A 26,383-nucleotide genomic window follows, 5' to 3' on the forward strand; every position below is an offset into this window, starting at 1 on the left:
CTCGGAATTATCCAGGGTTATTAAGGCAAATTCAGCGTATGGTGTGGCGCGAAAGATTCGTGTCATCACGGTAAATTTTAAGTCACTGGTAGTTAACACATTCCTGGGGGATAAATGAGCGCGGGAAGCCCTAAATTCACCATCAGCCGTGTTGCGGCATTATCACTGGTTTCGCTCTGGCTGGCAGGCTGTACAAGTTCTAACAATGCGCCTGCGCCCGTCAGTTCCGTCGGCGGAAACAGCGGGTCGGGTAACACGTCCAGCGGAATGTTGATTACACCTCCGCCTAAAATGGGTACGACTTCGGCACAACAAACTCCGGCAATTCAGCCCGTTCAGCGTCCGATGACGCAGCCGACTCAGATTCAGCCAGTGGAACAGCCTGTTCAGACCCAAAATGGACGCATTGTCTATAACCGTCAGTATGGGAACATTCCGAAAGGCAGTTATACCGGTGGCAGCACCTATACCGTGAAGCGCGGCGATACGCTGTTCTACATTGCGTGGATCACCGGGAACGATTTCCGTGATCTCGCCCAGCGTAACAATGTTCAGGCACCTTATGGGCTGGAAGTGGGTCAAACGCTTCAGGTTGGCAACGCTACAGGCACACCACTCACGCCTGGTAACACCGTTTCTGCGGCCGATGTGACTGCACAAAATAACAGCGTTAAACCTGCGCAAAAATCCACCACAGTGGTTGCTTCACAACCTGTAATTACGTATTCTGAAGATTCAGGTGATCAGACTGCTAACAAAATGTTGCCGAATAATAAAGGGACTGCGACTGTTGTCACAGCACCGGTGACGGCACCTGTGGTTAGCTCTACTGAACCGACTGCCAGCAGTATGACGTCCAGTTCGCCTATTTCTACATGGCGCTGGCCAACTGACGGTAAGGTTATCGAAAACTTCTCTTCCTCTGAAGGTGGAAATAAAGGGATCGATATCGCAGGGAGTAAGGGACAGGCTATCATCGCGACCGCAGATGGACGTGTTGTATATGCCGGTAACGCTCTGCGCGGTTACGGTAATCTTATTATCATCAAACATAACGATGATTACCTGAGTGCCTACGCCCATAACGACACAATGCTGGTCCGGGAACAACAAGAAGTTAAGGCGGGGCAAAAAATCGCTACCATGGGTAGCACCGGAACCAGTTCTACACGCTTGCATTTTGAAATTCGTTACAAGGGGAAATCCGTAAACCCGCTGCAGTACTTGCCGCAGCGATAATTTGACGGGGCATGCCAGCCAGGGTGTCTCGTTCAGGGATCACGGGTAGGAGCCACCTTATGAGTCAGAATACGCTGAAAGTTCATGATTTAAATGAAGACGCGGAATTTGATGAGAACGGAGTAGAGGCTTTTGACGAAAAAGCCTTAGTAGAAGAGGAACCCAGTGATAACGATTTGGCTGAAGAAGAGCTGTTATCGCAGGGTGCCACACAGCGTGTACTGGACGCGACTCAGCTTTACCTTGGGGAGATTGGTTACTCCCCACTGCTAACGGCCGAAGAAGAAGTCTATTTCGCACGTCGTGCTTTGCGTGGTGATGTTGCCTCGCGCCGTCGCATGATTGAAAGTAACTTGCGCCTGGTCGTGAAAATTGCCCGTCGTTACGGCAATCGTGGTCTGGCTCTGCTGGATCTGATTGAAGAGGGTAACTTAGGCCTCATCCGCGCAGTTGAGAAGTTTGACCCGGAACGCGGGTTCCGTTTCTCAACCTACGCGACCTGGTGGATTCGTCAGACCATCGAACGGGCTATTATGAACCAGACCCGTACGATCCGCCTGCCGATTCACATCGTCAAAGAGTTGAACGTTTATCTGCGCACCGCGCGCGAGTTGTCCCATAAACTGGACCACGAGCCAAGCGCAGAAGAAATTGCCGAACAACTCGACAAACCGGTTGATGACGTAAGCCGTATGCTGCGTCTCAACGAGCGCATTACCTCGGTTGACACCCCGCTGGGTGGCGATTCCGAAAAAGCGCTGCTGGACATCCTGGCCGATGAAAAAGACAACGGCCCGGAAGACACCACGCAGGACGATGACATGAAACAGAGCATCGTCAAATGGCTGTTCGAACTGAACGCCAAACAGCGTGAAGTGCTGGCGCGTCGTTTCGGTTTACTGGGGTATGAAGCTGCAACACTGGAAGACGTCGGCCGCGAAATTGGCCTGACTCGTGAACGTGTTCGTCAGATTCAGGTTGAAGGTCTGCGCCGCCTGCGTGAAATCCTGCAGGGGCAAGGTCTGAATATCGAAGCGCTGTTCCGCGAATAAGCAACCTTTCGTCAAAAAAGGCCCGTCGTGTGACGGGCCTTTTTCTTTTGTTCTATGGCTGTGCCGTTTCGTGCAGCAAGCGCCATGTGATCAACTCACCTTCCAGATTAAGCAGGGCGGTTGACCAGCGCACGTTGACCGGGTGATCGGGGCGAGTTTGTGTTTCCCGGTAGTGAAGCACTGCACCGTGGCTCCACGCCTGTCGCGTTGTTAAGTCATCAATGACGATCTTCAGCCCGGGACGACTCCCGCGCTGTTTTTCCAGAAAACTGACAAGACCGTCATAGTCAATATGGGTACCCCCTGGCGGAATCATCAGGAAATCAGGCCGGAAACGGGCGAGTAGCGCGTCGACATCACCTTCGCCATTGCCTAACCAGCTTTCGAGCGCAATGTGGAGGTCGATAATCTCTTGATCGAAAAGCGTCATGAATTCTCCTGTCGCAGTTGTGTTAGCACCTGCTTATTGTTAAGACGAAAAGCATACAGTACAGGCAATAAGGTGATGCCTGCGGCAAAAATAAACATCCCGTGCCACGCGGCGAGAGGTGTCAGATAAACCTGGGCCAGGTTTAGCATCTGTGCCAGTAGCAGGGCTCCGGCAAAAAAGCTCAACTGGCGATTAAGATTCCACAGGGCGCTGGCGTCCGGCATCTCTTCCCGACGGGTTGTCAAAAAAGCACTACTCTGAGCCGTGCTGCTGCAAAGACTGCCTCCTGCTCCCATCAAAATAAACGCAACAGTGGGTAACAGCGCTGTTGTGGCTGAGTTGACATTGAGCAGCAACAAAATGCCCAGCGCCTGCAGCAGGCAACCCGTGACAATAAGTGGCCGGGGACCGATGCGGTTAAAATAGCGGCCCGTCAAGGTGATTGCCATGAATGATGCCAGAGACCATGGAAGCATGAGCATTCCCGTTTCGGCAGGCGTCATGTTCGCTTCGTTCTGAAGATAAAACATACCCGTTACGTTAACCCCAATAAACATGCCGGGTACACACAAATAGACCAGCATGGAAAAACGCAGAAGCGGGTCCAACAGCAAAGGTAGATTTAACAGCCTGGTCGCTTTCATCGGTGGCATTTCGTGTTTCAGCCACAGACAAGCCAAAATAAACGTCACCACCGCAACAGGAAGGGTGGCAAAAAATATCCACCGCCAGCTTAACATCTGCACCAGAACTCCGCCGATAGCAGGTGAGCAAGCGGGAGCAAGCAACGCCACCAGCATGACCGCTGAAGAAAGTCTGGCACGCTCGTGGGGCTTAAACTGTTGCCAGGTCAGCGCCTGTCCGACGGGGATCAATAAGCCACCTCCCACTCCCTGCAGTACTCGCCAGGCAATCAGGCTTTCCAGTGAGGAAGACAAGCCTGCCGCAGCAGAGGTTGCACTGAACAGTAAAAGCGAGAGCAGTATGACGCGCTTTGGCCCGATGCGGCGTGTCAGTACAGTGCTAAAAGGGATCACCAGCGTCAGCCCGGCAATATACCCGTTACTGACCCAGGCAAGCGCTGAAGGCGTGGCGTTAAACGTGTGTGCTATTGCCGGAAAGGCGACACTGGCAATAAACATGTTGATCAAATCAAGAAAAAAGCCCAGCAGATAAACAACGGCGACTTTGCTGCGATACGTCATGGCGGTTCCTCCCGTGAGGTGGCGTATCGTAGCGGTCCGGGAGGTACGGATAAATGCGACAAAGCGAGATATACTGTCAAATATATTTTGACAGTAAAAAGAGTGACGATGATTAATTTACAGCGGACGGCAATGTTTGTAGCGGTAGCGGATACCGGCAGTTTCACTGCGGCAGCCGACGCGATGGGGCTGACAAAAGCTGTGGTTAGCTTCAATATCCGCCAGCTCGAAGCTGAACTGGGCGTCACCCTGTTGTTGCGTTCCACCCGACGTCTGACCTTAACCGAGGCAGGCGTGCTTTTTCATCAACGCAGCGTCGCGCTTCTGAAGGATGCAGAGCAATTGCAGGACGATGTGCGCGCGAATCATGGCGGGCTCACGGGGGAATTGCGGATCACGACAACACCGGAGTATGGCTCACGAGTCGTGGTTCCCTTGCTGGCCAGGTTTAGCCAGCAGCATCCTGATCTTCGTGTGCGACATGTTTCGTCGTCGCTGCATGCCGACCTAATTTCAGAGCGCTTTGATGTCGCCATCCGGCTGGGAACGCTCGCCGATTCACGCTATCACGCTGCTGCGATCTCGCACTTCTCCATCCTGCCCGTCGCGACGCCTGAGTGGCTGGCGAAAAATCCGATCGAATCGCTGGAACAACTGGCACACGCCAACTGGATCATTCACGAGCGCCTGGCCTCGCCGTTGCACTGGCAGGTAAAAGATGCCAGCGGTGCACCAGAGACGCTGGAAATTAAAAAAGCACCGCGTTTGTTTGCCGACAGTGCGCAGGCGCTAATGGCCTTTGCACTTGCAGGAAGTGGTGTGGCGTTACTGCCGGAGTGGCTGGTGCGGGAGGCACTGGATGCGGGAAATCTGGTGTCTGTTTTACCGGGATACACCTTTGTGCGGCAGGGTATCTATGCGGTTTATCCTGATGCCCGGCACGTACCCGCAAAAGTGCGTACCTTTATCGATTTTATGCGTTCCAGCGTGAATTAATCTTTGATAAGGATCCGTAGGCCCGGTAAGCGCAGCGCCACCGGGCATAGGACCGCAGAGAACTAAACCAGACTCTTCAGCCGATAAATCCACTCCAGTGCCTGACGCGGCGTCAGGGAATCCGGGTCGAGGTTTTCCAGGGCTTCTACTGCTGGCGACGTCTCTTCCGCGGGTGCTAACAGCGACATCTGAGTGCCATCAATCTGCGTTGCTGCCGCATTCGGTGAGAGGCTTTCCAGCTCACGCAGTTTCTGACGCGCGCGCTTGATCACCTCTTTTGGTACGCCAGCCAGGGCCGCGACGGCCAGGCCATAGCTCTTGCTCGCCGCACCATCCTGCACCGTGTGCATAAAGGCGATAGTGTCGCCGTGTTCCAGCGCATCAAGGTGGACGTTAGCAACCCCTTCCATTTTCTCCGGCAACTGTGTCAGTTCGAAATAGTGGGTTGCGAACAGGGTCATTGCCTTGATCTTATTCGCCAGACTTTCAGCACAGGCCCATGCCAGTGACAGACCATCATAGGTTGATGTTCCGCGTCCGACTTCGTCCATCAGCACCAGGCTGTGTTCCGTCGCGTTATGCAGAATGTTAGCCGTTTCGGTCATCTCGACCATGAAGGTTGAGCGGCCGCTAGCCAGATCGTCCGCTGCGCCCACGCGGGTAAAGATGCGGTCGATAGGGCCAATCTCCACGTTTTGCGCCGGGACGTAGCTGCCGATGTAGGCGAGCAACGCGATTAGCGCTGTCTGGCGCATATAGGTACTCTTACCGCCCATGTTCGGACCGGTAATGATCAGCATCCTTCTCTGCGGTGACAGGTTCAGGGGGTTAGCGATGAACGGTTCGTTAAGCACCTGCTCAACTACCGGGTGACGACCTTCGGTAATGCGAATGCCGGGTTTATCGCTAAAAGTCGGGCAGGTATAGTTCAGCGTTTCAGCGCGTTCCGCCAGGTTCACCAGAACATCCAGTTCCGCCAGCGCACTGGCGCTTAACTGCAGGTCGGCCAGGTGCGGCATCAGCATGTCAAACAGCTCGTCATAAAGCTGTTTTTCCAGAGCCAGCGCTTTACCTTTCGAGGTGAGAACTTTGTCCTCGTACTCTTTCAGTTCAGGAATAATGTAGCGTTCTGCATTTTTCAATGTCTGGCGACGCACGTAGTGAATCGGTGCCAGGTGGCTCTGCCCGCGGCTGATCTGAATATAGTAACCGTGTACCGCGTTATAGCCCACTTTCAGGGTGTCGAGCCCAAGGCGTTCGCGCTCGCGGATTTCCAGCTTATCAAGGTAGTCCGTTGCGCCGTCGGCCAGCGCACGCCATTCGTCCAGCTCTTCGTTATAGCCAGGAGCAATCACGCCGCCATCACGCACCAGAACCGGAGGCGCATCAATAATGGCACGCTCCAGCAACTCGCGAAGTTCGGTAAATTCGCCCATGGTTTCACGGAGTTTTTGAACAGGGGCGCTGTCTACGTCGCTTAATTGCGCACGCAGTTCCGGTAACTGCTGGAAAGCATGACGCATACGAGCGAGATCGCGTGGGCGCGCTGTCCGCAGAGCCAGACGGGCCAGGATACGTTCCAGATCGCCCACCTGTCGCAGGACGGGCTGAAGTTCGGCATAACGATCCTGTAATGCGGCAATCGTCTGCTGACGGCAAACCAACGTATCCGTATTGCGGACAGGCATATGCAGCCAACGCTTTAGCATACGGCTGCCCATCGGCGTCACCGTACTGTCGAGGACCGACGCGAGCGTATTTTCTACGCCACCCGCCAGGTTCTGCGTGATCTCCAGGTTACGGCGCGTGGCGGCATCCATGATGATGCTGTCCTGCTGGCGTTCCATCGTGATAGAGCGGATATGCGGCAGGGCGGTACGCTGGGTGTCTTTCACGTACTGCAGAAGACACCCTGCTGCGCACAGTCCGCGCGGGGCGTTTTCCACGCCAAAGCCAATCAGATCGCGGGTGCCAAACTGGAGATTCAGTTGCTGACGCGCGGTATCAATTTCGAACTCCCACAGCGGACGGCGGCGCAACCCACGACGACCTTCGATAAGCGCCATTTCGGCGAAATCCTCGGCATAGAGTAATTCTGCCGGGTTGGTGCGCTGCAATTCGGCAGCCATCGTTTCACGGTCTGCCGGTTCACTCAGACGAAAACGTCCGGAGCTGATGTCGAGCGTCGCGTAGCCAAACCCTTTGCTGTCCTGCCAGAGTGCAGCCAGCAGGTTATCCTGACGCTCCTGAAGCAGGGCTTCATCACTGATGGTACCTGGCGTGACGATGCGCACGACTTTGCGCTCAACCGGACCTTTCGAGGTCGCCGGGTCGCCGATCTGTTCGCAGATGGCGACGGACTCGCCCTGATTCACCAGTTTCGCCAGGTAGTTCTCTACCGCGTGATGCGGGATACCTGCCATTGGGATTGGCTCACCTGCCGAAGCACCACGTTTGGTCAGCGAGATATCGAGCAACTGCGACGCACGTTTAGCATCGTCATAAAATAGCTCGTAAAAATCGCCCATGCGGTAAAACAGCAGGATTTCCGGATGCTGTGCCTTCAGCTTCAGATACTGCTGCATCATCGGCGTATGTGCGTCGAAATTGTCGATTGTGCTCATGGAGTTATGATGTCCATTTCTTTGAAAATAAACCGTTTTGATCGGCTCAGTGGCCGTTTGTTCCTTCTATTGTCGCATGAAAAAAAGGTACGGCGCAGAAAAATGTCGTGGCTTTACGAGGCGCCTTCCGGCATTAACTCAATGACAATTTTTCCATGCTCTACGCCCACTCTGACCTGGGAATTGGTGGTAAACCCTGCCTGTTCAAGCCAGTCACCTTTTAAGCTCAGTGCCGCATGCACGCTGTAACGCTTTGGTATCTTGGTCTTACGGTCTTCATGACGCTTTCTGAAATACCCCACTTTCAAATGGCGGTAGGGTTTGGTTATCACGATCTCTTGCATAGGCCCCCCTGGCAGTACGGACAATAGTCATTTCTGATGCCTGTATAAAATACCAGTGATTTTCGTGAGGTGCAGGCTTAATACTGGAATCAGGCTTCAGAAAACGGAATGCAACAACTGAAATTTGGCGTTTAAAAATGTATTATTAATGCACTTTATTGCTGAGTAAGTCGTTATGTCTGGTAAACGCATATCACGAGAAAAAGAGACAATCGCGAAAATGATCGCGTTGTATGAAAAGCAGTGCCCACAGGCTTCTCAGGAAGAGGGGTATTATCAGGCGCTTAAGGCTTATGCCGATAAACGCCTGGATAAGTGCGTGTTTGGTGAAGAAAAACCCGCCTGCAAACAGTGTCCGGTGCACTGCTACCAGCCTGCCAGACGTGAAGAGATGAAGCAGGTCATGCGCTGGGCAGGCCCGCGCATGTTATGGCGTCACCCCATTCTGACCATCCGCCATCTGATGGATGACCGTCGTCCCGTGCCGGAACTGCCCGAGAAGTATCGCCCGAAAAAGTGACCGGTTTAGCTTCTCAGCGGGCGGCAAATCACGTGCAGGGCTAATGCGCTACAGAGCGGGAAGATGGCCAGCAACAGCCAGGGGTAAATCGCCTGGGTTGAGGGGACTAAGGCGCGATCCAGCAGACTACCAAACAATAAATTTCCTACCAGTACCGCGACGCCCCCGGCAGTGGAGAGAGCACCGTAGTGTGCCCCCAGTGTTGATTCTCCGGCGAACCGCGGAATGAGATCTTTTGCCGATGGCACCAGCAGCATTTGTCCCAGCGTCAGCAACGTGACAAAAGAGACCGATGGCAGAAGCCGCAGCCAACCTTCGGGCGGTTCTGTTGCCGCAAACATCGCCACGCTCGCAAAGGCGGCAGAAAGCAGCACAAATCCCGCCGGCAGAATTCTCACCGCGCCCACGCGACGGGCGAAACGCGCCAGCGGTAGCTGTAAGGTAATAATCAGAATGGAGGCCAGCATAAAAAGTGGGCCGAGATCTTTCTCATTACCACCAGAACGCTGGATCTCCACCGGCAGCGCCAGATAAAGCTGGTTATAGCTTAACAGCCACGAGCTGTAGGCAATGATAAAGGCGACAAAGCGTGGCTGGCGGAACGTTGCCCACCAGGGCTGTATGTTTAGCGTCTGTGAACGGTGATGTGAAGCTGGAAGGCAGAAGTAGAGCACCACTAGCGCAATGATAAAGACCCCCGCACCCGCCAGCGCTACCTGGCGGAAGCCAAGCCCCGTCAGCAGAGCTCCCGCAACCGGGCCCAGCACTGCACCGAGCTCACCACAGACAGCAAAGAGAGCAAACCATTCCGCCCGGCTACGTTTTCCTTTCGCCTCGCTGTGGGTACCCGCTTTCGCCAGCAGAGCCTCAATGGAGGGGGAGAATAATGCTCCGCCGATGCCGGTCAGACATGCGCCGAGAATAATGGGCCACAGAGATTGACCGAAGGCCAGCAGCAAATAACCCGCTACGCGGATAATGCACCCGCTCAGGATGACGATTTTCGCGCCAAACCGGTCCGAGAGAGCACCACCGACGATAAACATTCCCTGCTGTGAAAAGGTTCGCAGGCCCAGAATCAGCCCGATAAGCCCGCCGGAGAGCAGCATATCGTCGCGCAGGAATATCGCCAGGAAGGGGACAACGGCATAAAAACCAATATTAAAAACAAACTGGCTACCCAGTAAAACGGGTGGCCAGAGTGTGGTGGCAGGACGAAGGGACATCGTTGTTCACTCGCCCCTAAACGATAAAGTGAATGTGCTTTTTACCATGGAACGGCGAGATCTCAATTTTGGTTTTTACCCGGAAGACGTCCCAGAGCAGCTCTTCGGTTAAGATTTCCTGCGGGGTTCCCGTGGTCACGATTTGCCCTTTCTGCATTACAATCAGCGAATCACAGAACATCGAAGCATGATTGAGATCGTGGATAGCGACAATACTGGTGACAGGCAGCTCACTGATCAAATGCATTAACTGCATCTGATGGTGAATGTCCAGGTGGTTGGTCGGTTCATCCAGCAGGATTTCAGTGGGAGTCTGGGCCAGCGCGCGGGCAATGTGCACCCGCTGGCGTTCACCGCCAGACAGGCTCAGCCAGCCCTGGTCGCTTTTATCCTGCATGTCCACTCTTTGCAGGGCAGCGGTGACGGTCTCGTCATCGTGCATGCTCCAGTTTGAAAAAGGAGAGTGGTGCGGAATACGACCGAGTTTTACCACGTCACGTACGCGCATATTCGCGTCGGTCATCCCGTGTTGCTCAACGAAGGCGACCCGGCGGGCGAGTTGCTTTTTGGCTATCCGGGAAATATCTTGCCCGTCCAGAGTTACGCTGCCGATGTCCGGGCGACGAAGGCCCGCGAGGATACGCAAAAGCGAGGATTTACCGCAGCCATTTGGTCCAAGCAACCCGACGGTTTCACCCCGGGAGACCTTCAGAGAGACGTCATTAACGATGACTTTTTTGCCTACCTTCCAGGTAATATTTTCAGCGCAGATGCTCATCACTTATTCCTTGAGCGGTAGATAATCACGGCAAAGAAAGGTACACCCACCAGCGCGGTCACCACTCCTACGGGCAGACTTTGTGGGGCAATCAGCATGCGTGAGGCGATATCTGCCAGCACCATCAGGATCGCCCCTGCCAGCGCGCTGGCAATCAGTAATGTGCGGTGCAGCGGCCCAAACAGGAAACGCATCACATGCGGTACCACCAGCCCTACAAAGCCGATGGAGCCCGCCATGCTGACGATTGTGGCAGTAATCAGCGCGGTAGTGGTAAAGAGTGCCAGGCGCACCCAGGGGACGGCAATGCCCAGGGACGCGGCGGCATCATCACCGAAAGTAAAGGCATCCAGCGCCCGGGAATAGTAGAGGCAAACGGCTAACCCAAACAGTACCACAACCAGCACCAGCTGGAATTCAGGCCAGCGGACACCGCTGAAACTGCCCAACAGCCAGAACATAACATCACGCGCTTGCTGGGCACTGGCGGAGGTGCTGATGGTGTAGGCGGTAATGGCGTTGAACAGCTGAGAGGCGGCTACGCCTGCCAGAATGGTACGTTCATTACCGCCACGCGCACCGTTCGTCAGGAAGGCGACGAAGGCAAAGGCGGCGAACGCTCCGGCAAACGCCCCTGCAGAGAGCGACACCGCACCGGTGCCGATGCCCAATACCACGACGGAAACCGCCCCGGTGGATGCACCCGCAGACACGCCCAGTACGTAAGGTTCCGCCAGCGCGTTCTTCAGCAGGCTTTGTAATACGGCGCCGCAGATGGCTAACCCGGCGCCACAGCAGGCAGCCACCAGCGCGCGGCTCAGGCGAAAGTCCCAGATAACACTCTCATAGATGCGATTGAGCGGAACCTCGGTGAACCCCATTTTATTGCTGATAGCATAAAAGACATTTTGCAGTGGGATAGACAGCTCGCCGACGCTGACGCCAAGCGCGATGACCAGAAATAACAGCACAAACGCGAGCAAACATGACATTGTCAGAAACAGGCCCTGTCGGGCCTGAAGAACAGCGACGGTCATCAGTTAAGCCCCAGCTTTCTGAGTTGTTCGCCGACCTGCTCAGCCCCGTAAATCGTGCGAATCGTTGGGTTCATTGCCTGGCCGTCCATCACTACGATATGACCTTTTTTCACCGCATCCAGCTGGCTGACCGCCGGATCGCTTTTCAGGAATTTGATTTTTTCTTCCGCGTTATCCAGCGCCCAGCGGTTGCGGTCCAGGCTGGACACCACGATGACATCCGGATTTGCGGCAATAATGCTTTCCCAACCTACGGTTGGCCATTCGGTCTCGGACGTAATAGCGTTATGACCACCCATCAGGCTGGCGATAAACCCGGAGGGGCTATTTTTACCACCGACGTAAGCATCTGCAGAAGGGGATGAGCTGGAGAACCAGAAGACAAACGAAAGGTCTTTTTTATTCTTGCCGAATTCCTTACGCAGCTCGGCCTCGCGTTTTTTGAAATCGGCAATCACCGCCTGGCCGCGATCTTCAACGTTAAAGATTTTGGCGAAATCCTCAATCTCTTGATAGAGATACGTCATATCCCACAGCTTCTGACGGCTGCCATACATATCGCCGGTGGCTTTTTTGGTCGCGCACATGCCCGGTGAAACGTAGCTGTTCACGCCGAGGGTCATCAGGTCTTCGCGTTTTGCGACCTTACTTTCCGGCCCCAGCAGCAGCGGCGTCTGGGCTGGGACAAAGTCAGGATTTTGCGCAAGCACGGATTCAAGGGTAGGGATTTCAACTGTCAGGGTTTTGATTTTCGCGTTCTGTTCCGCCAGCTGCGGTAGCACTTTGGTCGGCCAGAAGGCGCTGGCCTTCACCTTATCTTCCAGACCCAGCAGAAGCAAAATTTCGACGGTGTTCTGACCCAGGGCCACGACGCGTTCCGGTGCTTTGGTGAATGTCTCTTTATAGCCACAGTTTTCAATTGTCAGGGGATACGTGGTTGCCAGAGCAGAACTGACCGACGCAATCGTCAGGCCTAACGCGCAGAAGATCTTTTTCATGAAATGCTACCCATCATTAATATTATTTTCTGATGCAAATGAAACTCATTATTAAGGCGGAATTTTATACAGAGGAAACGATTTTGTGTCAATGAGGGACAATTGCGCAGGGTAATAAAAGGCGGTGTAAGGAAAACACCGCCGGAATAACGGCTTAAACCAGACTCTCTTTATCAATTCCCAGCCGCTTCATACGCGACAGCAGGGTGGTCCGTTTTAACCCTAAACGCTGGGCCGCACCTTTTGGCCCGGCTACCACACCGTTGGTCTCTTTCAGCACGCGCATAATGAGCTGGAATTCATCTTCTCCCTCTTTCGCTATCTCGGCTGCGGGAACGGTCACGTCAGGCAGGGTAACCTCAGGCAGGGACAGTTGCAGCACGCTACCTCGCGTCAGTAACACCGCACGTTCAATAACGTTTTCCAGCTCACGTACGTTGCCAGGCCACTCCATAGAAGAGAGTGTGCGTAACGTTTCGGCAGGAATACTGTCGATGTTGCGCCCCATCCGGCGCGCAATCTTGGCAGTAAAGGCTTTGACCAGCAGGGGGATATCTTCCGGGCGCTCGCGCAGGGGCGGCAGAAAGATCGGGAAGACGTTCAGGCGATAGTAGAGATCGCTGCGAAACTCGCGGTCAGCGACCATTTTTTTCAGGTCGCGGTTGGTGGCGGCAATGAGCCGTACATCAGTCTGGATCAGCTTATTGCTGCCAAGACGCTCAAACTCTTGCTCCTGTAATACCCGCAGTAGTTTAGGCTGCAGTTCCAGCGGCATATCGCCGACTTCGTCGAGGAACAGCGAGCTTTTGTCCGCCAGCTCAAAACGACCCAGGCGCTGGCTACTGGCACCGGTAAACGCCCCGCGTTCGTGGCCGAACAGATCGCTTTCCAGCAGACCGGCAGGCATAGCCGCGCAGTTCATTTTCACCATCCGGCGACCATTGCGGTTGCTCAGGTTGTGGATGGCGCGGGCAATCAACTCTTTACCCGTGCCAGTTTCGCCCAGGATCAGAACTGTACTGTCACTTTGAGCCACCATCTCCACCTGCTTGAGCACGCTGTACATCGCGTCGCTGCGCCCGATGATTTCACCAAACTCGCTGTCCACGTTGTTGAGCTGTTCGGTCAGAGCCAGGTTTTCATCCACCAGCCGCTCTTTCAGACGGTGGATCTCCTGATAGGCCAGGGCGTTATCCAGCGCGATGGAGATTCGCTCGGCGATCTGGCGCAGCAACTTCAGGTTGGCAGTGGTAAACACTCCTTCCTCACATTGCGCCAGCTTTAGCACGCCGAGCATGGTATTGCCAGACATCAGCGGCAGCAGGCACAGGGTCTGAATTTTGTTGCCCCAGGTGTTAAACAGCATCCGCTCATAGGGTGCTACCGGATCCTGCTCGTCAAGGTTAAGCAGCAGGATCTCTTTGCTTTTGAAGACCCGCTCAGACAGCGTACCCGCTTCATCCACTTCGCTTTGCTCGTGTGCCGGGTTGGCTTCATCGAGGTAATGTGTGGAGTAGATATTCAGCTTGCCCTTACGATGCCCCCGCAGCGCAATGCTGATGGCATCAATTTTGAAATAGTGGTGGATCTCTTTCGAGACTTCGCTGACCAGTTCATCCATATCAAGCCGGGAAAGCACGGCGTTGGTAATAGCGACCAGAATGCGGAAGTTGTCGCGCTCGCGGCTCAGCAGGTCGTAATCGACGTTATTGGTGACACGGCTTTGGATCTGCTCCGCGACGACGGCCACAATCTGGGTAAAGGTGTGCAGACGCTCGTATTCCGCCTCGCTCCAGGGCTGGTCGGTTGTGCGGATAAACTCGCAGCCACCAAAAATATGCCCTTCCGCGGCCAGCGGCAACATGCAGTAATGACCGAAAGAGTGATAGAGAGAACTTTCCGCCAGCCTCGGCCAGGCCTGCCGGAACTCCTCAAAATTACAGTGCAGGATTTCAGGCCGGGAGAGAATACGGCGCACCGGGCCATGAGCGAGATAGGTTTCATCTTCGTATTCAAACGTTTTGTCATTACCACGCGTGGAGTAGTAGCTCGCGCGATGTGTTCCGCTATGCCAGAGCACAATGGCGGCGCTGTCTGCCAGTGCAGATTGCCTGACCATGCGCGTCAGGGCATCGCTCAGCGCACCGAGATCGGGCTGCTGTAAAAGTGTGCGCGTGATATCAAACAGGCCCTGCTGTCCAAGATCGCTCATCGGTGTATACGGCATATTGCTTTCCAATAGAAACTGGCAAATAAAAGAATTTCAGCGCTGACCGCTTTTGGCGCGGCCTAGCAAATACGGGGTAAGGGTTCAGCGTGCGGTAGATCCAGCGTACGTTTCACGCCGAAAATCCCGGTCAGGCGCACCCCTTTGCGCTCAACCACTTCACCAATAATGGCGGCCTCTTTCCCTAAAGGATGCGCACGCAGCATGTCCAGTACCACGTCAGCGACGTGGCGTTCAACGCCGATCACCAGCTTGCCTTCGTTGGCAAAATTGAGTGGATCAAGACCCAATAATTCGCACAAGCCGCGAACGGCAGGCTTAATGGGCAGACTACGCTCGCTAAGTTCAATACCCCACCCGCAGCTTGCCGCGAACTCATGTACCACGGCATTCACGCCGCCACGGGTGGCGTCTCGAAGGGCTTTTACGCCTGGAATGGTACGCAGTGTCTGAATAAGCGGGGTGAGCACCGCGCAGTCGCTGCGCAGTTCACCATCCAGCCCTAAACCTTCGCGCAGGTTAAGGATAGTCGCTCCATGACAGCCCAGCGTTCCTGTCACGAGAAGCACGTCGCCGACATTAAGCTGTTGTGCCCCCCAGTGAATATCGGCAGGGATAGCCCCCATGCCGGCGGTGTTGATGAACAGCTTGTCGGCTGCGCCGCGCTGCACCACTTTGGTATCACCTGTGACGATGGCAATCCCTGCCTCGCGTGCGGTCTGCGCCATACTGTTAACCACTGTTGTAAGCGTCTCCAGCGCTAAACCTTCTTCAAGGATAAATCCGCAGGAGAGATAGCGTGGAACGGCACCGCTGACAGCGACGTCGTTTGCCGTGCCGCAGATGGCGAGCTTACCGATATCGCCCCCCGGGAAGAACAACGGGTCAATCACATAGCTGTCGGTGGAGAACGCCAGTCTGTCGCCTTGCGCGGTGAGGGTTGCCAGGTCAATGCGCGCCTGATCTTCCTGCTCAGCGAGCCAGGGGTTGTTAAACGCCTCCATAAACAGCCGGCTAATCAGCTGCTGCATTGCCTGCCCACCGCTGCCATGCGCCATTTCCACCGTGCTCATGCTTCACACTCCTGATTGCGATACTGATACCACGCGGCACAGGCTCCTTCTGAGGAGACCATCAGCGCGCCAAACGCCGTTTGCGGGTTACAGGTGTTGCCAAATAACGGGCATTGATGAGGTTTGCATTTGCCCGTGAGGACCTCGCCGCAGCGAGACCGGGGATCGTCGCAAACCTGTTGTGGTTGCGGATGGAAATGCGCTTCAGCATCGAATGATTGATACGCAGGCGTCAGACGCACGCCGGATTCGGCAATCAGTCCCAGGCCGCGCCATTCACTGTCGCCTTCGACGCTAAACACCTCCGCAATGGCTTGCTGAGCGCGTGTATTGCCTGCGTCAGGCACGACGCGGCGGTACTGATTTTCCACCGTACTCAGGGCTGCTATTTTCTGCTCAACCAGCATGGTCACGCCTTGCAGTAGATCAAGAGGTTCGAAACCAGCCACCACTAATGGACGATTGTATTGTTCAGCGATAAAACCGTAGGCGTCTGTACCGATGACCATGCTGACATGGCCTGGTGCCAGGAAAGCGTCAATGCCGTTACCCGGTTCTTCCAGCAGGCTACGCAGCGTGGGGATGAGCGTAATATGCTGGCAGAAAAAGAAAAAGTTCTTGATGTTGCGGGCTCTGGCCTGCTGTAGCGTGATTGCCGTGGCCGGCATGGTGGTTTCAAAACCCAGACCGAAAAACACGATTTTACGGGTGGGGTTATCCGCTGCCAGCGTCAGGGCATCCATCGGCGAGTAGACGATCCGGATGTCCGCTCCACGCGCTTTAGCCTGCAATAGTGAGCCATTTTTCCCTGGCACACGCATCGCGTCGCCAAAGGTGCAAAAAATGACGTCGGGCTGGCTGGCGATTTCGATACAGCTGTCGATACGTCCCATCGGCAGAACACACACCGGACAGCCAGGGCCGTGAATAAACTCGATGTTCTCTGGCAGAAGCTGGTCGAGACCAAATTTGAAGATGGCATGGGTATGACCACCGCACACTTCCATAATTCGCAGTGGTTTTGCTGCGCTGTAGTTCAGTAGCACCGCTCGCATTTTCAGGTGTGCGATAAGCTGCATCACTTGTTCTGGCGCGCGGTATTCATCAACGTAACGCATCTGTTATCGCTCCTCGCCGTACAGCAGAGCGCCCACGTCAGGCTCCACGTCGAACATATTTTGCAGCGCATCGAGCGTGTCGCGCGCTTCCGCTTCGTTAATCACACTCATGGCAAAGCCCACGTGCACCAGCACCCACTGGCCGAGGCGTGAAGCACCAGTTTCATCAACACTGCCGACCAGCGTCAGGTCTACATCGCGCAATAATCCACACACATCCACTCTGGCCTGATTCCCGTCAATGGCGTGAATTTGTCCCGGTACGCCTATGCACATCGTTCGCTCTCCAGCCAGTTCAACCAGTTTTCCATACCGTCGCCGCGCGTGGCAGACACCAGCAGGATGCTAATGTCCGGGTTGACTTCACGGGCATACGCCAGGCACTTATCCACGTCAAAATTCAGGTATGGCAGCAGGTCGACCTTATTCAGCAACATGATGGACGCGGCGGCAAACATATGCGGGTATTTCAGCGGCTTGTCTTCGCCTTCGGTCACCGAAAGCACGGCCACTTTATGCCGTTCACCGAGGTCAAAGCTCGCCGGGCAAACCAGGTTGCCGACGTTTTCAATAAACAGGATGCCGTTATCTGCCAGTGGCAGACGCGGAGTGGCGTCGGCAATCATCTGCGCATCCAGGTGGCAGCCTTTGCCTGTATTGACCTGAATGGCAGGCGTGCCGGTTTCGCGAATACGGGCGGCGTCGTTAACGGTCTGCTGATCGCCTTCGATCACCGCGCAGGAGACGCGCGCATTCAGGCGTTTGAGGGTCTCTGTCAACAGCGTGGTTTTGCCGGAACCGGGGCTGGAGACCAGATTCAGCACCAGCTGTTTGCGGGTAGCAAAACGGGCACGGTTGCGGGCGGCGATCTGGTTATTTTTGTCCAGCACGTTGATTTCGACTTCCAGCATCTGGCGCTGGCTGATGCCCGGCGCATGTGTCCCTGCTTCGCCGTGACCGTAATGCAGGTCACCCGCGTCAGATTGTTGAGGAGCGAAAGTGATACCGGTTAATGCCGATGCAGGGCGCGGGGCGGGTGAAAAGGGCGCGGAGCGAAACGCGGAGTGAGGACGGTGTTCATCCCCTTCTATATACAGGTTGCCTTCGCCGCAACCGCAGGTGCTACACATAATTTACTCCTTCTCGATTTCGAGTCGTTGGATCTGCATGCCGTCATCCGCCACGATGCGCAGCCCGGCACTCTGGCATTGCGGACAGCGCTGAACCTTCGATGAGAGCAGGGTGATGTACTGCTGACATTGTTCACACCAGCACTCTGCCTGCTGCTCTTCAATATGGAGTTCGCAGCCTTCCGCCAGCGTGCCGCGACAAACCAGCTCAAAACAGAAATTCAGAGCACTGGTCTCGACACAGGAAAATGCCCCGACTTTCAGCCAGACACCGGTGACGCGTTTCGCGTGGTTTTGCACTGCCTGCTGTTCGATAAGCTCCAGAGCCCGCTGGCAGAGGGTGATTTCGTGCATGACGCCTCCTCAATGAATTGCCCCGGTAATGCAATAACAATGCCAGCTTGATTTTTGTTAAGGGATGACGATGTCAACGCTGTCGAAATGACACGTCGACACCACGGAGTTGACAGGTGTCTCTTATTTTAATTTGTTTAAAATCAATAAAATAAAAACTGGCATGGAATCTGCTTAACAGCCGCTATCTCCATTAACCGGATACCTTTTATGACTATTTGGGAAATCAGCGAAAAAGCGGATTACATCGCGCAGCGCCATCAGCAATTACAGGACCAGTGGCACCTGTACTGCAACTCTCTGGTACAGGGCATCACCCTGTCGAAAGCACGTCTTCACCACGCAATGAGTTGTGCAGCACAAGGTGATATGCGCTTTGTCCTCTTCGGCCATTTCACCATCAACGTTACCCTGGCGGATAACTTCAACAGCCACACCATCGAGTACTACCTCGAGACAAAAGACGGTGAAAAACAGTGTATTGCGAAGGCACAGTTGATGGCAGACGGCATGGTGGATGGTCACGTCAGTAACCGTGATCGCCAGCAGGTGCTGGAGCATTATCTGGAAAAAATCGCGCCAGTTTATGACGGTTTATACGCCGCCGTTGAACACGATCTCCCGGTCAATCTGGCGCAGTTAACGGATGCACATGCCTCAGCGAATGTGGCCTGACTCTTACGTGTCGAGAAGTGTCGACAAGACAGTTTTTCGTCAAAAATGACTATCACCAGAGGATAACCCGGTGAACCGTTTTGTAATTGCTGACTCGACGGTCTGTATTGGCTGTCGAACCTGTGAGGCGGCGTGTTCGGAAACGCATCGCTTGCATGGGTTACAGTCCATGCCGCGCCTGCACATCATGCGTAATGAAAAAGAGTCTGCCCCGCAGCTCTGTCATCACTGTGAAGATGCCCCTTGCGCGGGTGTTTGCCCTGTGAATGCCATCACTCGCGTTGATGGCGCTGTCCAGTTGAACGAAAGCCTGTGCGTGAGCTGCAAGCTGTGCGGCATTGCCTGCCCGTTCGGCGCGATTGAATTTTCCGGCAGCCGCCCACTGCATATTCCGGCCAATGCCAATACGCCGAAAGCGCCTCCTGCGCCCCCGGCCCCCGCGAAGGTTAGTACGCTGCTTGACTGGGTCCCCGGCATTCGTGCCGTAGCGGTGAAATGCGACCTGTGCAGCTTCGATGAGCAAGGCCCAGCGTGCGTACGCACCTGCCCGACCAAGGCGCTGATTCTGGTTAATATTCGCGACATCACCCGCACCAGCAAGCGTAAACGCGAGCTGACCATCAATAGCGATTTTGGCGATCTTTCGCTTCTGCAGGCGCTTAATGAGGAGGCGAAATGAACGCCATAACCATGATCAACAGCGCCGTGGCGTACTTTACCGCCGCCGCAGTACTGGCGCTGATCTTCTCTTTGCATAAAACCCTGAGCGGCTGGATCGCCGGGATCGGCGGGGCGGTCGGTAGCCTGATGACGCTGGCGGCAGGTGGTGTCGTCCTGCTCGGCGGCCAATCCGTAGAGGCCGTGATGCCGCTGATTCGCCACACCGTGGAGATTACGCCGCTAAATGCCATCTGGCTGGTGACGTTTGGCCTGTGCGGTCTGTTTATCAGTCTGTTCAATATCGACTGGCACCGCCATCAGAATACTAAAGCCAACGGCCTGCTGGTCAACCTGCTGCTGGCAACGGCGGTCTGTACCGTTATCGCCAGTAACCTTGGGGCTCTGGTGGTGATGGCGGAGATCATGGCGCTGTGTGGTGTCTTCCTGACGGGCTGTAGCATCTCCGGCAAACTATGGTTTGCGCTGGGCCGCCTCGGGACGCTGCTGCTGGCGCTGGCCTGCTGGCTGGTGTGGCAGCGCTTCGGCACGCTGGACTTCTCCGCACTCAACGGTCATCAGTTGGGGAATGACGTCTGGCTGCTGGGTGTGCTCGGTTTCGGTTTGCTCGCCGGGATCATCCCGCTGCACAGCTGGGTGCCACAGGCGCATGCGAATGCCTCTGCACCCGCTGCCGCACTGTTTTCTGTGGTGGTGATGAAAGTGGGGCTGTTCGGCATTCTGGCGATTACGCTGACCAGCGGACAACCGCCGCTGTGGTGGGGTGTCGTGCTGTTGGTCGCTGGGATGATCACCGCGTTCGTTGGCGGTCTGTACGCCCTGATGGAGCATAATATCCAGCGTCTTCTGGCGTACCACACGCTGGAAAATATCGGCATTATCCTGCTCGGTATTGGCGCGGGCGTGACCGGGTTAGCACTCAATCAACCGGCGCTGATTGCGGCCGGTTTTATCGGCGGTCTCTATCACCTGATTAACCATAGCCTGTTTAAAAGCACGCTGTTCCTGGGCGCGGGGAGCGTCTGGTTCCGCACTGGCCATCGCGATATCGAAAAGCTTGGCGGCATTGGCAAAAAAATGCCCGTTATCTCTTTGTGCATGCTGGTGGGGCTGATGGCGATGGCGGCACTGCCGCCGCTGAACGGCTTTGCCGGGGAGTGGGTGATTTATCAGTCCTTCTTCGCGCTCGGTCAGAGCGATGTGTTCATCGCCCGGTTATTAGGTCCGCTGCTGGCGGTTGGTCTGGCGATGACCGGGGCGCTGGCGGTGATGTGTATGGCGAAAGTTTACGGCGTCACCTTCCTCGGCGCACCGCGCACGCGTGAAGCGGAAAACGCCTGCTGCGCACCGGTGTTGATGGGCGCGAGCGTTGTCGCGCTGGCACTGTGCTGCGTTATCGGCGGTGTGGCTGCACCGTGGCTGCTGCCGTTGCTGGGTAGCGCGATACCGCTGCCGCTCACCACGGCGCACACCACCGTGTCTCAGCCGATGATTGCGCTGCTGCTGATTGCCGCACCGCTGCTGCCATTCATTCTGATGCTGTTCTTCAAACGCGACCGACTCGCGTCCCGTTCGCGCGGTGCGGCGTGGGCATGCGGTTATGAACATGAGCAATCAATGGTGATCACCGCCCACGGCTTTGCCATGCCGGTGAAAGAGAACTTTGCCGCCGTGCTGAAGCTGCGCCACTGGCTGAACCCGGTGGCCTGGATCCCTGGCTGGCAGAGTGCTGCCGTACCTGCGCTGTTCCGCCGTCTGGCCGTTATTGAGCTGGCGGTGCTGGTAGTGATTGTGATTTCACGAGGAGCCTGACATGAGTTTGTTACTGGCACTACTTCAGGCGCTGGTGTTATTCGCCGTTGCGCCGCTGCTTTCCGGGGTGAGCCGCGTGGCGCGCGCCCGGATGCATAACCGTCGCGGGCCTGGCGTGCTGCAGGAGTACCGCGATCTCTTCAAATTGCTCACTCGCCAGAGCGTGGCCCCGGATGCTGCAGGCTGGGTTTTCCGCCTGACACCGTTTGTGATGGTGGGCGTGATGCTTACCATCGCCACCGCGCTGCCGGTGGTGACGGTGGGTTCACCGTTGCCGGTACTGGGTGATTTGATCACGCTTATCTATCTCTTCGCCATCGCCCGTTTCTTCTTTGCGATAGCAGGCCTGGACACGGGGAGTCCGTTTACCGGTCTTGGCGCAAGCCGTGAGGCGATGCTCGGCGTGCTCGTCGAGCCGATCCTGCTGCTGGGACTCTGGGTGGCGGCGCAGGTTGCAGGCTCAACCCATATCAGTTTTATCACTAACACCGTTTATCACTGGCCGGTGGCCCGTTCCATTCCGCTGGTTCTGGCGCTGTGTGCCTGCGCGTTTGCCACCTTTATTGAGATGGGCAAACTGCCGTTCGACCTCGCGGAAGCGGAGCAGGAGCTGCAGGAAGGGCCGCTGACGGAGTACAGCGGCTATGGCTTTGCGGTGCTGAAGTGGGGCATCAGCCTCAAACAACTGGTGGTACTGCAGATGTTTGTCGGTGTCTTCTTCCCGTGGGGACAGATGACGCATTTCTCGGTGAGTGGCCTGATGCTGGCCGTGGTCGTTGCGGCGCTCAAACTGCTTGTCGGTGTACTTGTGATTGCCCTGTTTGAAAACAGCATGGCGCGTCTGCGTTTTGTCGCGACATCGCGCATCACCTGGGCCGGTTTTGGTTTCGCATTTTTAGCGTTCGTCTCCTTGCTGGTGGCGTGATTAAAGAGAGTTTTTATGTCTGAAGAAAAGAAAGGTCAGCAGTATCTCGCCGCGTTGCATCAGGCTTTCCCTGGCGTCGTGCTGGAGGAGTCCTGGCAAACCAAAGACCAGATAACCGTCACCGTGAAGGTGAACTATTTGCCGGAAGTGGTGGAGTTTCTCTATTACCAGCAGGGCGGCTGGCTCTCTGTGCTGTTCGGCAACGACGAACGCCAGCTGTGCGGCAATTACGCGGTGTATTACGTGATGTCGATGGAGCAGTTCGAGAAGTGCTGGCTCACTGTGCGCGTCGAAGTTGACCCAAACAAACCGGAGTATCCGTCCGTCACACCACGCGTGCCCGCCGCCGTCTGGGGTGAGCGCGAAGTGCGCGACATGTACGGCCTGGTGCCGGTCGGCCTGCCGGATGAACGTCGCCTGGTGCTGCCGGACGACTGGCCGGACGAACTCTATCCGCTGCGTAAAGACAGCATGGACTACCGCCAGCGCCCGGCACCGACCACCGACAGCGAAACCTACGAGTTCATCAACGAGCTCGGCAGTAAAAAGAACAACGTGGTGCCGATCGGCCCACTGCATGTCACTTCTGATGAACCGGGCCATTTCCGCCTGTTCGTTGATGGCGAGAACATTATCGATGCCGACTACCGCCTGTTTTACGTCCATCGCGGGATGGAAAAGCTGGCGGAAACCCGCATGGGTTACAACGAAGTCACGTTCCTTTCAGACCGCGTGTGCGGCATTTGCGGCTTCGCCCACAGCACCGCCTACACCACCTCGGTGGAGAATGGCATGGGGATCGTGGTGCCGGAACGCGCGCAGATGATCCGCGCCATTCTGCTGGAAGTGGAACGCCTGCACTCACATCTTCTGAACCTCGGCCTGGCCTGCCACTTCGTCGGTTTCGACTCCGGGTTTATGCAGTTCTTCCGCGTGCGTGAAGCGTCGATGAAGATGGCGGAGATCCTCACCGGCGCACGTAAAACCTACGGTCTGAACCTGATCGGAGGGATCCGCCGTGACCTGCTGAAAGACGACATGATCCAGACCCGACAACTGGCGCAGCAGATGCGTCGCGATGTGCAGGAGCTGGTGGATATGCTGCTCAGCACGCCAAACATCGAGCAGCGTACCGTCGGGATTGGTCGTCTTGACCCGGAAATTGCCCGCGATTTCAGCAACGTGGGCCCGATGGTGCGCGCCAGTGGCCACGCCCGTGACACCCGTGCCGATCACCCGTTCGTTGGTTATGGCCTGTTGCCGATGACCGTGCACAGCGAGCAGGGCTGCGACGTTATCTCTCGCCTCAAAGTGCGCATCAACGAGGTGTTCACCGCCCTGAACATGATCGACTTCGGTCTGGATAACCTGCCGGGCGGCCCGCTGATGGTTGAAGGTTTCACCTACATTCCAAACCGCTTCGCGCTGGGCTTCGCCGAAGCGCCACGTGGAGATGACATCCACTGGAGCATGACCGGCGACAACCAGAAGCTCTACCGCTGGCGCTGCCGTGCGGCAACCTACGCCAACTGGCCAACCCTGCGCTATATGCTGCGTGGAAACACGGTTTCCGACGCGCCGCTGATCATCGGCAGCCTTGATCCGTGCTACTCCTGTACCGACCGCATGACGGTGGTGGATGTGCGCAAGAAGAAAAGCCAGGTGGTGCCATATAAAGAGCTTGAGCGCTACAGCATTGAGCGTAAGAACTCGCCGCTGAAATAAGGACTCGTCATGTTTACCTTTATTAAAAAAGTCATCAAAACCGGTGCGGTAACCAGCAGTTATCCGCTGGAACCGATGCCGGTGAATAAAAACTTTCGCGGTAAGCCGGAGCACAATCCGCAGCAGTGCATCGGCTGCGCGGCCTGTGTAAACGCCTGTCCGTCGAATGCCCTGACGGTGGAAACGGACCTCAAAACCGGTGAACTGGCCTGGCAGTTTAACCTCGGGCGCTGCATCTTCTGTGGCCGCTGCGAAGAGGTCTGCCCGACGGTCGCAATCCGCTTGTCACAGGAATATGAGCTGGCGGTATGGAAGAAAGAAGACTTCCTGCAGCAGTCGCGCTTTGAACTGTGTAACTGTCGCGTCTGCAAGCGTCCATTCGCCGTGCAAAAAGAGATCGACTATGCCATCGCGCTGTTGCAGCACAACGGAGACGCTCGTGCTGAACATCATCGTGAAAGCTTTGAAACCTGCCCGGAGTGTAAGCGCCAGAAATGCCTGTTGCCGTCCGACCGCATTGATATTACCCGCCATATGAGAGAGGCCAGCTGATGGATAACCTACTGGGCCCACGCGACGATAACGGCATTCCGGTGCCGATGACGGTGGACGAATCCATCGCCAGCATGAAGGCGTCGCTGCTGAAAAAAATCAAACGCTCGGCCTACGTCTACCGCGTGGACTGCGGCGGCTGCAACGGCTGCGAGATTGAGATCTTCGCCACCCTGTCGCCGTTGTTTGACGCCGAGCGTTTCGGCATCAAAGTTGTACCGTCTCCGCGCCATGCCGACATTTTGCTGTTTACCGGCGCCGTCACCCGCGCCATGCGTTCGCCTGCGCTGCGCGCCTGGCAATCTGCGCCTGACCCGAAAATCTGTATCTCGTACGGAGCCTGTGGCAACAGCGGTGGTATTTTCCATGATCTGTATTGCGTCTGGGGTGGCACTGACAAAATCGTACCGGTGGATGTTTACATTCCGGGCTGCCCACCGACACCGGCCGCAACGCTGTACGGTTTTGCCATGGCGCTCGGCCTGCTGGAGCAGAAAATTCATGCTCGTGAACCTGGGGAGCTTGATAACCAGCCTGCAACCATCCTGCACCCGGACATGTTGCAGCCACTGCGGGTGAAGGTCGACCGCACGGCACGCAAACTGGCGGGCTATCGTTATGGTCGCCAGATTGCCGACGATTACCTGCGTCTGCTGAGTCAGGGTGAGCATCAGGTGGCACGCTGGCTGGAGGCGGAGAACGATCCGCGTTTGAATGAGATTGTGGCAAACCTGAACAACATCGTGGAAGAGGCGCGTATCCGATGAGTGAAACGGTGGTGTTCAGTCAGCTGAGCCGTAAGTTTATTGATGAGAACGATGCCACGCCGGATGCGGCGCAGCAGGTGGTCTATTACAGCCTGGCGATTGGGCATCACCTCGGGGTGATTGACTGCCTGGAAACGGCGTTAAGCTGCCCGTGGCCGGAGTACCTGGCGTGGATCGCCACGCTGCAGGAGGGCAGTACGGCGCGGCGTAAAATGGAAGGCGTACCGAAGTATGGCGAGATCGTCATCGACGCCAACCACATTACGATGCTCGCCAATGCCTTTGACGCGGCGCTGAACAGGCAAACCCCTGAACAGCAGGCGTGGAGCAAAACGCTACTCAGCATGCTGCATGATATTCATCAGGAGAGCGCCATCTACCTGATGGTGAGGAGATTACGTGACTGACGTTTTACTGTGTGTTGGCAACAGCATGATGGGCGATGACGGCGCAGGCCCATTGTTGGCAGAAATGTGTGCGGCAAATTCTCAGGGCAACTGGGTGGTCATTGACGGTGGTAGCGCGCCGGAAAACGACGTGGTGGCTATTCGTGAGCTGCACCCGGACAGGCTGCTGATCGTTGATGCCACCGATATGGGACTCAACCCCGGTGAGATCCGCCTTATCGACCCCGACGATATCGCCGAGATGTTTATGATGACGACACACAATATGCCGCTGAACTACCTGGTCGATCAGATTAAAGACGACGTGGGCGAGGTGCTGTTTTTGGGGATTCAGCCGGATATCGTGGGGTTTTATTACCCGATGACACCACCGGTGAAAGCGGCGGTGGAAGTGGTGTATTCACGGCTTGCCGGATGGGGTGGGGACGGGGGATTTTCCCGGCTCTGAACAGCGCCCGGTGGCGCTACGCTTACCGGGCCTACGCTTTTGT

The 26,383-nt window shown here is 55.9% G+C and carries 27 protein-coding genes; 13 read left to right on the top strand and 14 right to left on the bottom strand.

What is annotated here, in order from left to right; translation table 11 throughout:
* The first annotated feature begins 114 nt into the window (after positions 1–114).
* The gene (gene nlpD, locus HED65_RS11130) at positions 115–1,239 is read left to right on the top strand and encodes a murein hydrolase activator NlpD (RefSeq protein WP_114978623.1); all 1,125 of its coding nucleotides are present in this window, start codon (positions 115–117) and stop codon (positions 1,237–1,239) included.
* A 59-nt stretch (positions 1,240–1,298) separates the two neighbouring features.
* Positions 1,299–2,291 (top strand): RNA polymerase sigma factor RpoS, encoded by a 993-nt coding sequence (rpoS, locus tag HED65_RS11135; protein WP_008499600.1) that lies wholly within the window; start codon positions 1,299–1,301, stop codon positions 2,289–2,291.
* A 52-nt stretch (positions 2,292–2,343) separates the two neighbouring features.
* Here the strand turns inward: rpoS and HED65_RS11140 are convergent, their stop codons facing one another.
* Together HED65_RS11140 and HED65_RS11145 are read right to left on the bottom strand one after the other, a co-directional pair.
* On the bottom strand, positions 2,344–2,721 hold the full coding sequence (locus tag HED65_RS11140) for a DUF4440 domain-containing protein (protein WP_114978624.1): 378 nt from the start codon (positions 2,719–2,721) through the stop codon (positions 2,344–2,346).
* Positions 2,718–3,926: an MFS transporter gene (locus HED65_RS11145; protein WP_114978625.1), complete on the bottom strand. Its 1,209-nt coding sequence runs from the start codon at positions 3,924–3,926 to the stop codon at positions 2,718–2,720. The genes HED65_RS11140 and HED65_RS11145 overlap by 4 nt, the downstream gene beginning before the upstream one ends.
* A gap of 108 nt (positions 3,927–4,034) precedes the next feature.
* On the opposite strand from HED65_RS11145, the gene HED65_RS11150 reads away from it, so the two are divergent.
* Positions 4,035–4,922: a LysR family transcriptional regulator gene (locus HED65_RS11150; RefSeq protein WP_114978626.1), complete on the top strand. Its 888-nt coding sequence runs from the start codon at positions 4,035–4,037 to the stop codon at positions 4,920–4,922.
* A gap of 62 nt (positions 4,923–4,984) precedes the next feature.
* Here the strand turns inward: HED65_RS11150 and mutS are convergent, their stop codons facing one another.
* Together mutS and HED65_RS11160 are read right to left on the bottom strand one after the other, a co-directional pair.
* Positions 4,985–7,546 (bottom strand): DNA mismatch repair protein MutS, encoded by a 2,562-nt coding sequence (gene mutS / locus HED65_RS11155; RefSeq protein WP_114978627.1) that lies wholly within the window; start codon positions 7,544–7,546, stop codon positions 4,985–4,987.
* Between the two features lie 113 nt (positions 7,547–7,659).
* Positions 7,660–7,890, bottom strand: a complete 231-nt coding sequence (locus HED65_RS11160; protein ID WP_114978628.1) for a SymE family type I addiction module toxin — start codon at positions 7,888–7,890, stop codon at positions 7,660–7,662.
* Between the two features lie 175 nt (positions 7,891–8,065).
* Between HED65_RS11160 and HED65_RS11165 the strand changes: the two genes are divergently transcribed.
* Positions 8,066–8,410 (top strand): nitrous oxide-stimulated promoter family protein, encoded by a 345-nt coding sequence (locus tag HED65_RS11165; RefSeq protein ID WP_114978629.1) that lies wholly within the window; start codon positions 8,066–8,068, stop codon positions 8,408–8,410.
* Positions 8,411–8,415: 5 nt separating this feature from the next.
* Here HED65_RS11165 and HED65_RS11170 read toward each other — a convergent pair whose 3' ends face one another.
* The 10 genes from HED65_RS11170 to hypA form a co-directional block, all read right to left on the bottom strand.
* Positions 8,416–9,636: an MDR family MFS transporter gene (locus tag HED65_RS11170; RefSeq protein ID WP_114978630.1), complete on the bottom strand. Its 1,221-nt coding sequence runs from the start codon at positions 9,634–9,636 to the stop codon at positions 8,416–8,418.
* Positions 9,637–9,652: 16 nt separating this feature from the next.
* Positions 9,653–10,414, bottom strand: coding sequence for a siderophore ABC transporter ATP-binding protein EitC (gene eitC / locus HED65_RS11175; protein WP_114978631.1), 762 nt, complete (start codon positions 10,412–10,414; stop codon positions 9,653–9,655).
* Positions 10,414–11,451: a FecCD family ABC transporter permease gene (locus tag HED65_RS11180; protein ID WP_114978632.1), complete on the bottom strand. Its 1,038-nt coding sequence runs from the start codon at positions 11,449–11,451 to the stop codon at positions 10,414–10,416. Before HED65_RS11180 ends, eitC begins: the two co-directional genes overlap by 1 nt.
* Entirely contained in the window at positions 11,451–12,449 is a 999-nt protein-coding gene (gene eitA / locus HED65_RS11185; RefSeq protein ID WP_114978633.1) for a siderophore ABC transporter substrate-binding protein EitA, read from the bottom strand. Before eitA ends, HED65_RS11180 begins: the two co-directional genes overlap by 1 nt.
* Positions 12,450–12,603: 154 nt before the next feature.
* The gene (gene flhA / locus HED65_RS11190; protein WP_114978634.1) at positions 12,604–14,676 is read right to left on the bottom strand and encodes a formate hydrogenlyase transcriptional activator FlhA; all 2,073 of its coding nucleotides are present in this window, start codon (positions 14,674–14,676) and stop codon (positions 12,604–12,606) included.
* A gap of 62 nt (positions 14,677–14,738) precedes the next feature.
* Positions 14,739–15,749 (bottom strand): hydrogenase expression/formation protein HypE, encoded by a 1,011-nt coding sequence (hypE, locus tag HED65_RS11195; RefSeq protein WP_114978635.1) that lies wholly within the window; start codon positions 15,747–15,749, stop codon positions 14,739–14,741.
* The gene (hypD, locus tag HED65_RS11200; RefSeq protein ID WP_114978636.1) at positions 15,746–16,867 is read right to left on the bottom strand and encodes a hydrogenase formation protein HypD; all 1,122 of its coding nucleotides are present in this window, start codon (positions 16,865–16,867) and stop codon (positions 15,746–15,748) included. The genes hypE and hypD overlap by 4 nt, the downstream gene beginning before the upstream one ends.
* A gap of 3 nt (positions 16,868–16,870) precedes the next feature.
* Positions 16,871–17,143, bottom strand: a complete 273-nt coding sequence (locus HED65_RS11205) for a HypC/HybG/HupF family hydrogenase formation chaperone (protein WP_028016841.1) — start codon at positions 17,141–17,143, stop codon at positions 16,871–16,873.
* Positions 17,134–17,997, bottom strand: coding sequence for a hydrogenase nickel incorporation protein HypB (gene hypB, locus HED65_RS11210; RefSeq protein WP_114978637.1), 864 nt, complete (start codon positions 17,995–17,997; stop codon positions 17,134–17,136). Before hypB ends, HED65_RS11205 begins: the two co-directional genes overlap by 10 nt.
* A gap of 3 nt (positions 17,998–18,000) precedes the next feature.
* A complete protein-coding gene (gene hypA / locus HED65_RS11215; protein ID WP_114978638.1) occupies positions 18,001–18,351 on the bottom strand; it encodes a hydrogenase maturation nickel metallochaperone HypA in 351 nt (116 codons plus the stop codon).
* Positions 18,352–18,561: 210 nt separating this feature from the next.
* On the opposite strand from hypA, the gene hycA reads away from it, so the two are divergent.
* The 9 genes from hycA to hycI all read left to right on the top strand — a co-directional run bounded on the left by hycA (position 18,562) and on the right by hycI (position 26,340).
* A complete protein-coding gene (gene hycA, locus HED65_RS11220; protein ID WP_114978639.1) occupies positions 18,562–19,026 on the top strand; it encodes a formate hydrogenlyase regulator HycA in 465 nt (154 codons plus the stop codon).
* A 70-nt stretch (positions 19,027–19,096) separates the two neighbouring features.
* Positions 19,097–19,705 carry a 4Fe-4S dicluster domain-containing protein gene (locus HED65_RS11225; RefSeq protein WP_114978640.1) on the top strand — a complete coding sequence of 203 codons (609 nt, stop codon included), beginning with the start codon at positions 19,097–19,099 and terminating at the stop codon, positions 19,703–19,705.
* On the top strand, positions 19,702–21,516 hold the full coding sequence (gene hycC, locus HED65_RS11230) for a formate hydrogenlyase subunit 3 (protein ID WP_114978641.1): 1,815 nt from the start codon (positions 19,702–19,704) through the stop codon (positions 21,514–21,516). The genes HED65_RS11225 and hycC overlap by 4 nt, the downstream gene beginning before the upstream one ends.
* A 1-nt stretch (position 21,517) precedes the next feature.
* Positions 21,518–22,441, top strand: a complete 924-nt coding sequence (locus HED65_RS11235) for a respiratory chain complex I subunit 1 family protein (RefSeq protein WP_114978642.1) — start codon at positions 21,518–21,520, stop codon at positions 22,439–22,441.
* A gap of 15 nt (positions 22,442–22,456) precedes the next feature.
* The gene (hycE, locus tag HED65_RS11240) at positions 22,457–24,166 is read left to right on the top strand and encodes a formate hydrogenlyase subunit HycE (RefSeq protein WP_028016834.1); all 1,710 of its coding nucleotides are present in this window, start codon (positions 22,457–22,459) and stop codon (positions 24,164–24,166) included.
* Between the two features lie 9 nt (positions 24,167–24,175).
* On the top strand, positions 24,176–24,718 hold the full coding sequence (locus tag HED65_RS11245; RefSeq protein ID WP_049006115.1) for a formate hydrogenlyase complex iron-sulfur subunit: 543 nt from the start codon (positions 24,176–24,178) through the stop codon (positions 24,716–24,718).
* Positions 24,718–25,485: an NADH-quinone oxidoreductase subunit B family protein gene (locus HED65_RS11250; protein ID WP_114978643.1), complete on the top strand. Its 768-nt coding sequence runs from the start codon at positions 24,718–24,720 to the stop codon at positions 25,483–25,485. Before HED65_RS11245 ends, HED65_RS11250 begins: the two co-directional genes overlap by 1 nt.
* Positions 25,482–25,892: a formate hydrogenlyase maturation HycH family protein gene (locus tag HED65_RS11255; RefSeq protein ID WP_114978644.1), complete on the top strand. Its 411-nt coding sequence runs from the start codon at positions 25,482–25,484 to the stop codon at positions 25,890–25,892. The genes HED65_RS11250 and HED65_RS11255 overlap by 4 nt, the downstream gene beginning before the upstream one ends.
* A complete protein-coding gene (gene hycI / locus HED65_RS11260) occupies positions 25,885–26,340 on the top strand; it encodes a hydrogenase maturation peptidase HycI (protein WP_114978645.1) in 456 nt (151 codons plus the stop codon). The genes HED65_RS11255 and hycI overlap by 8 nt, the downstream gene beginning before the upstream one ends.
* The last annotated feature ends 43 nt before the right edge of the window (positions 26,341–26,383 follow it).

Source organism: Pantoea sp. LS15 (assembly GCF_012241585.1).
In the GTDB taxonomy this organism is placed as follows: Bacteria; Pseudomonadota; Gammaproteobacteria; order Enterobacterales; family Enterobacteriaceae; genus Enterobacter.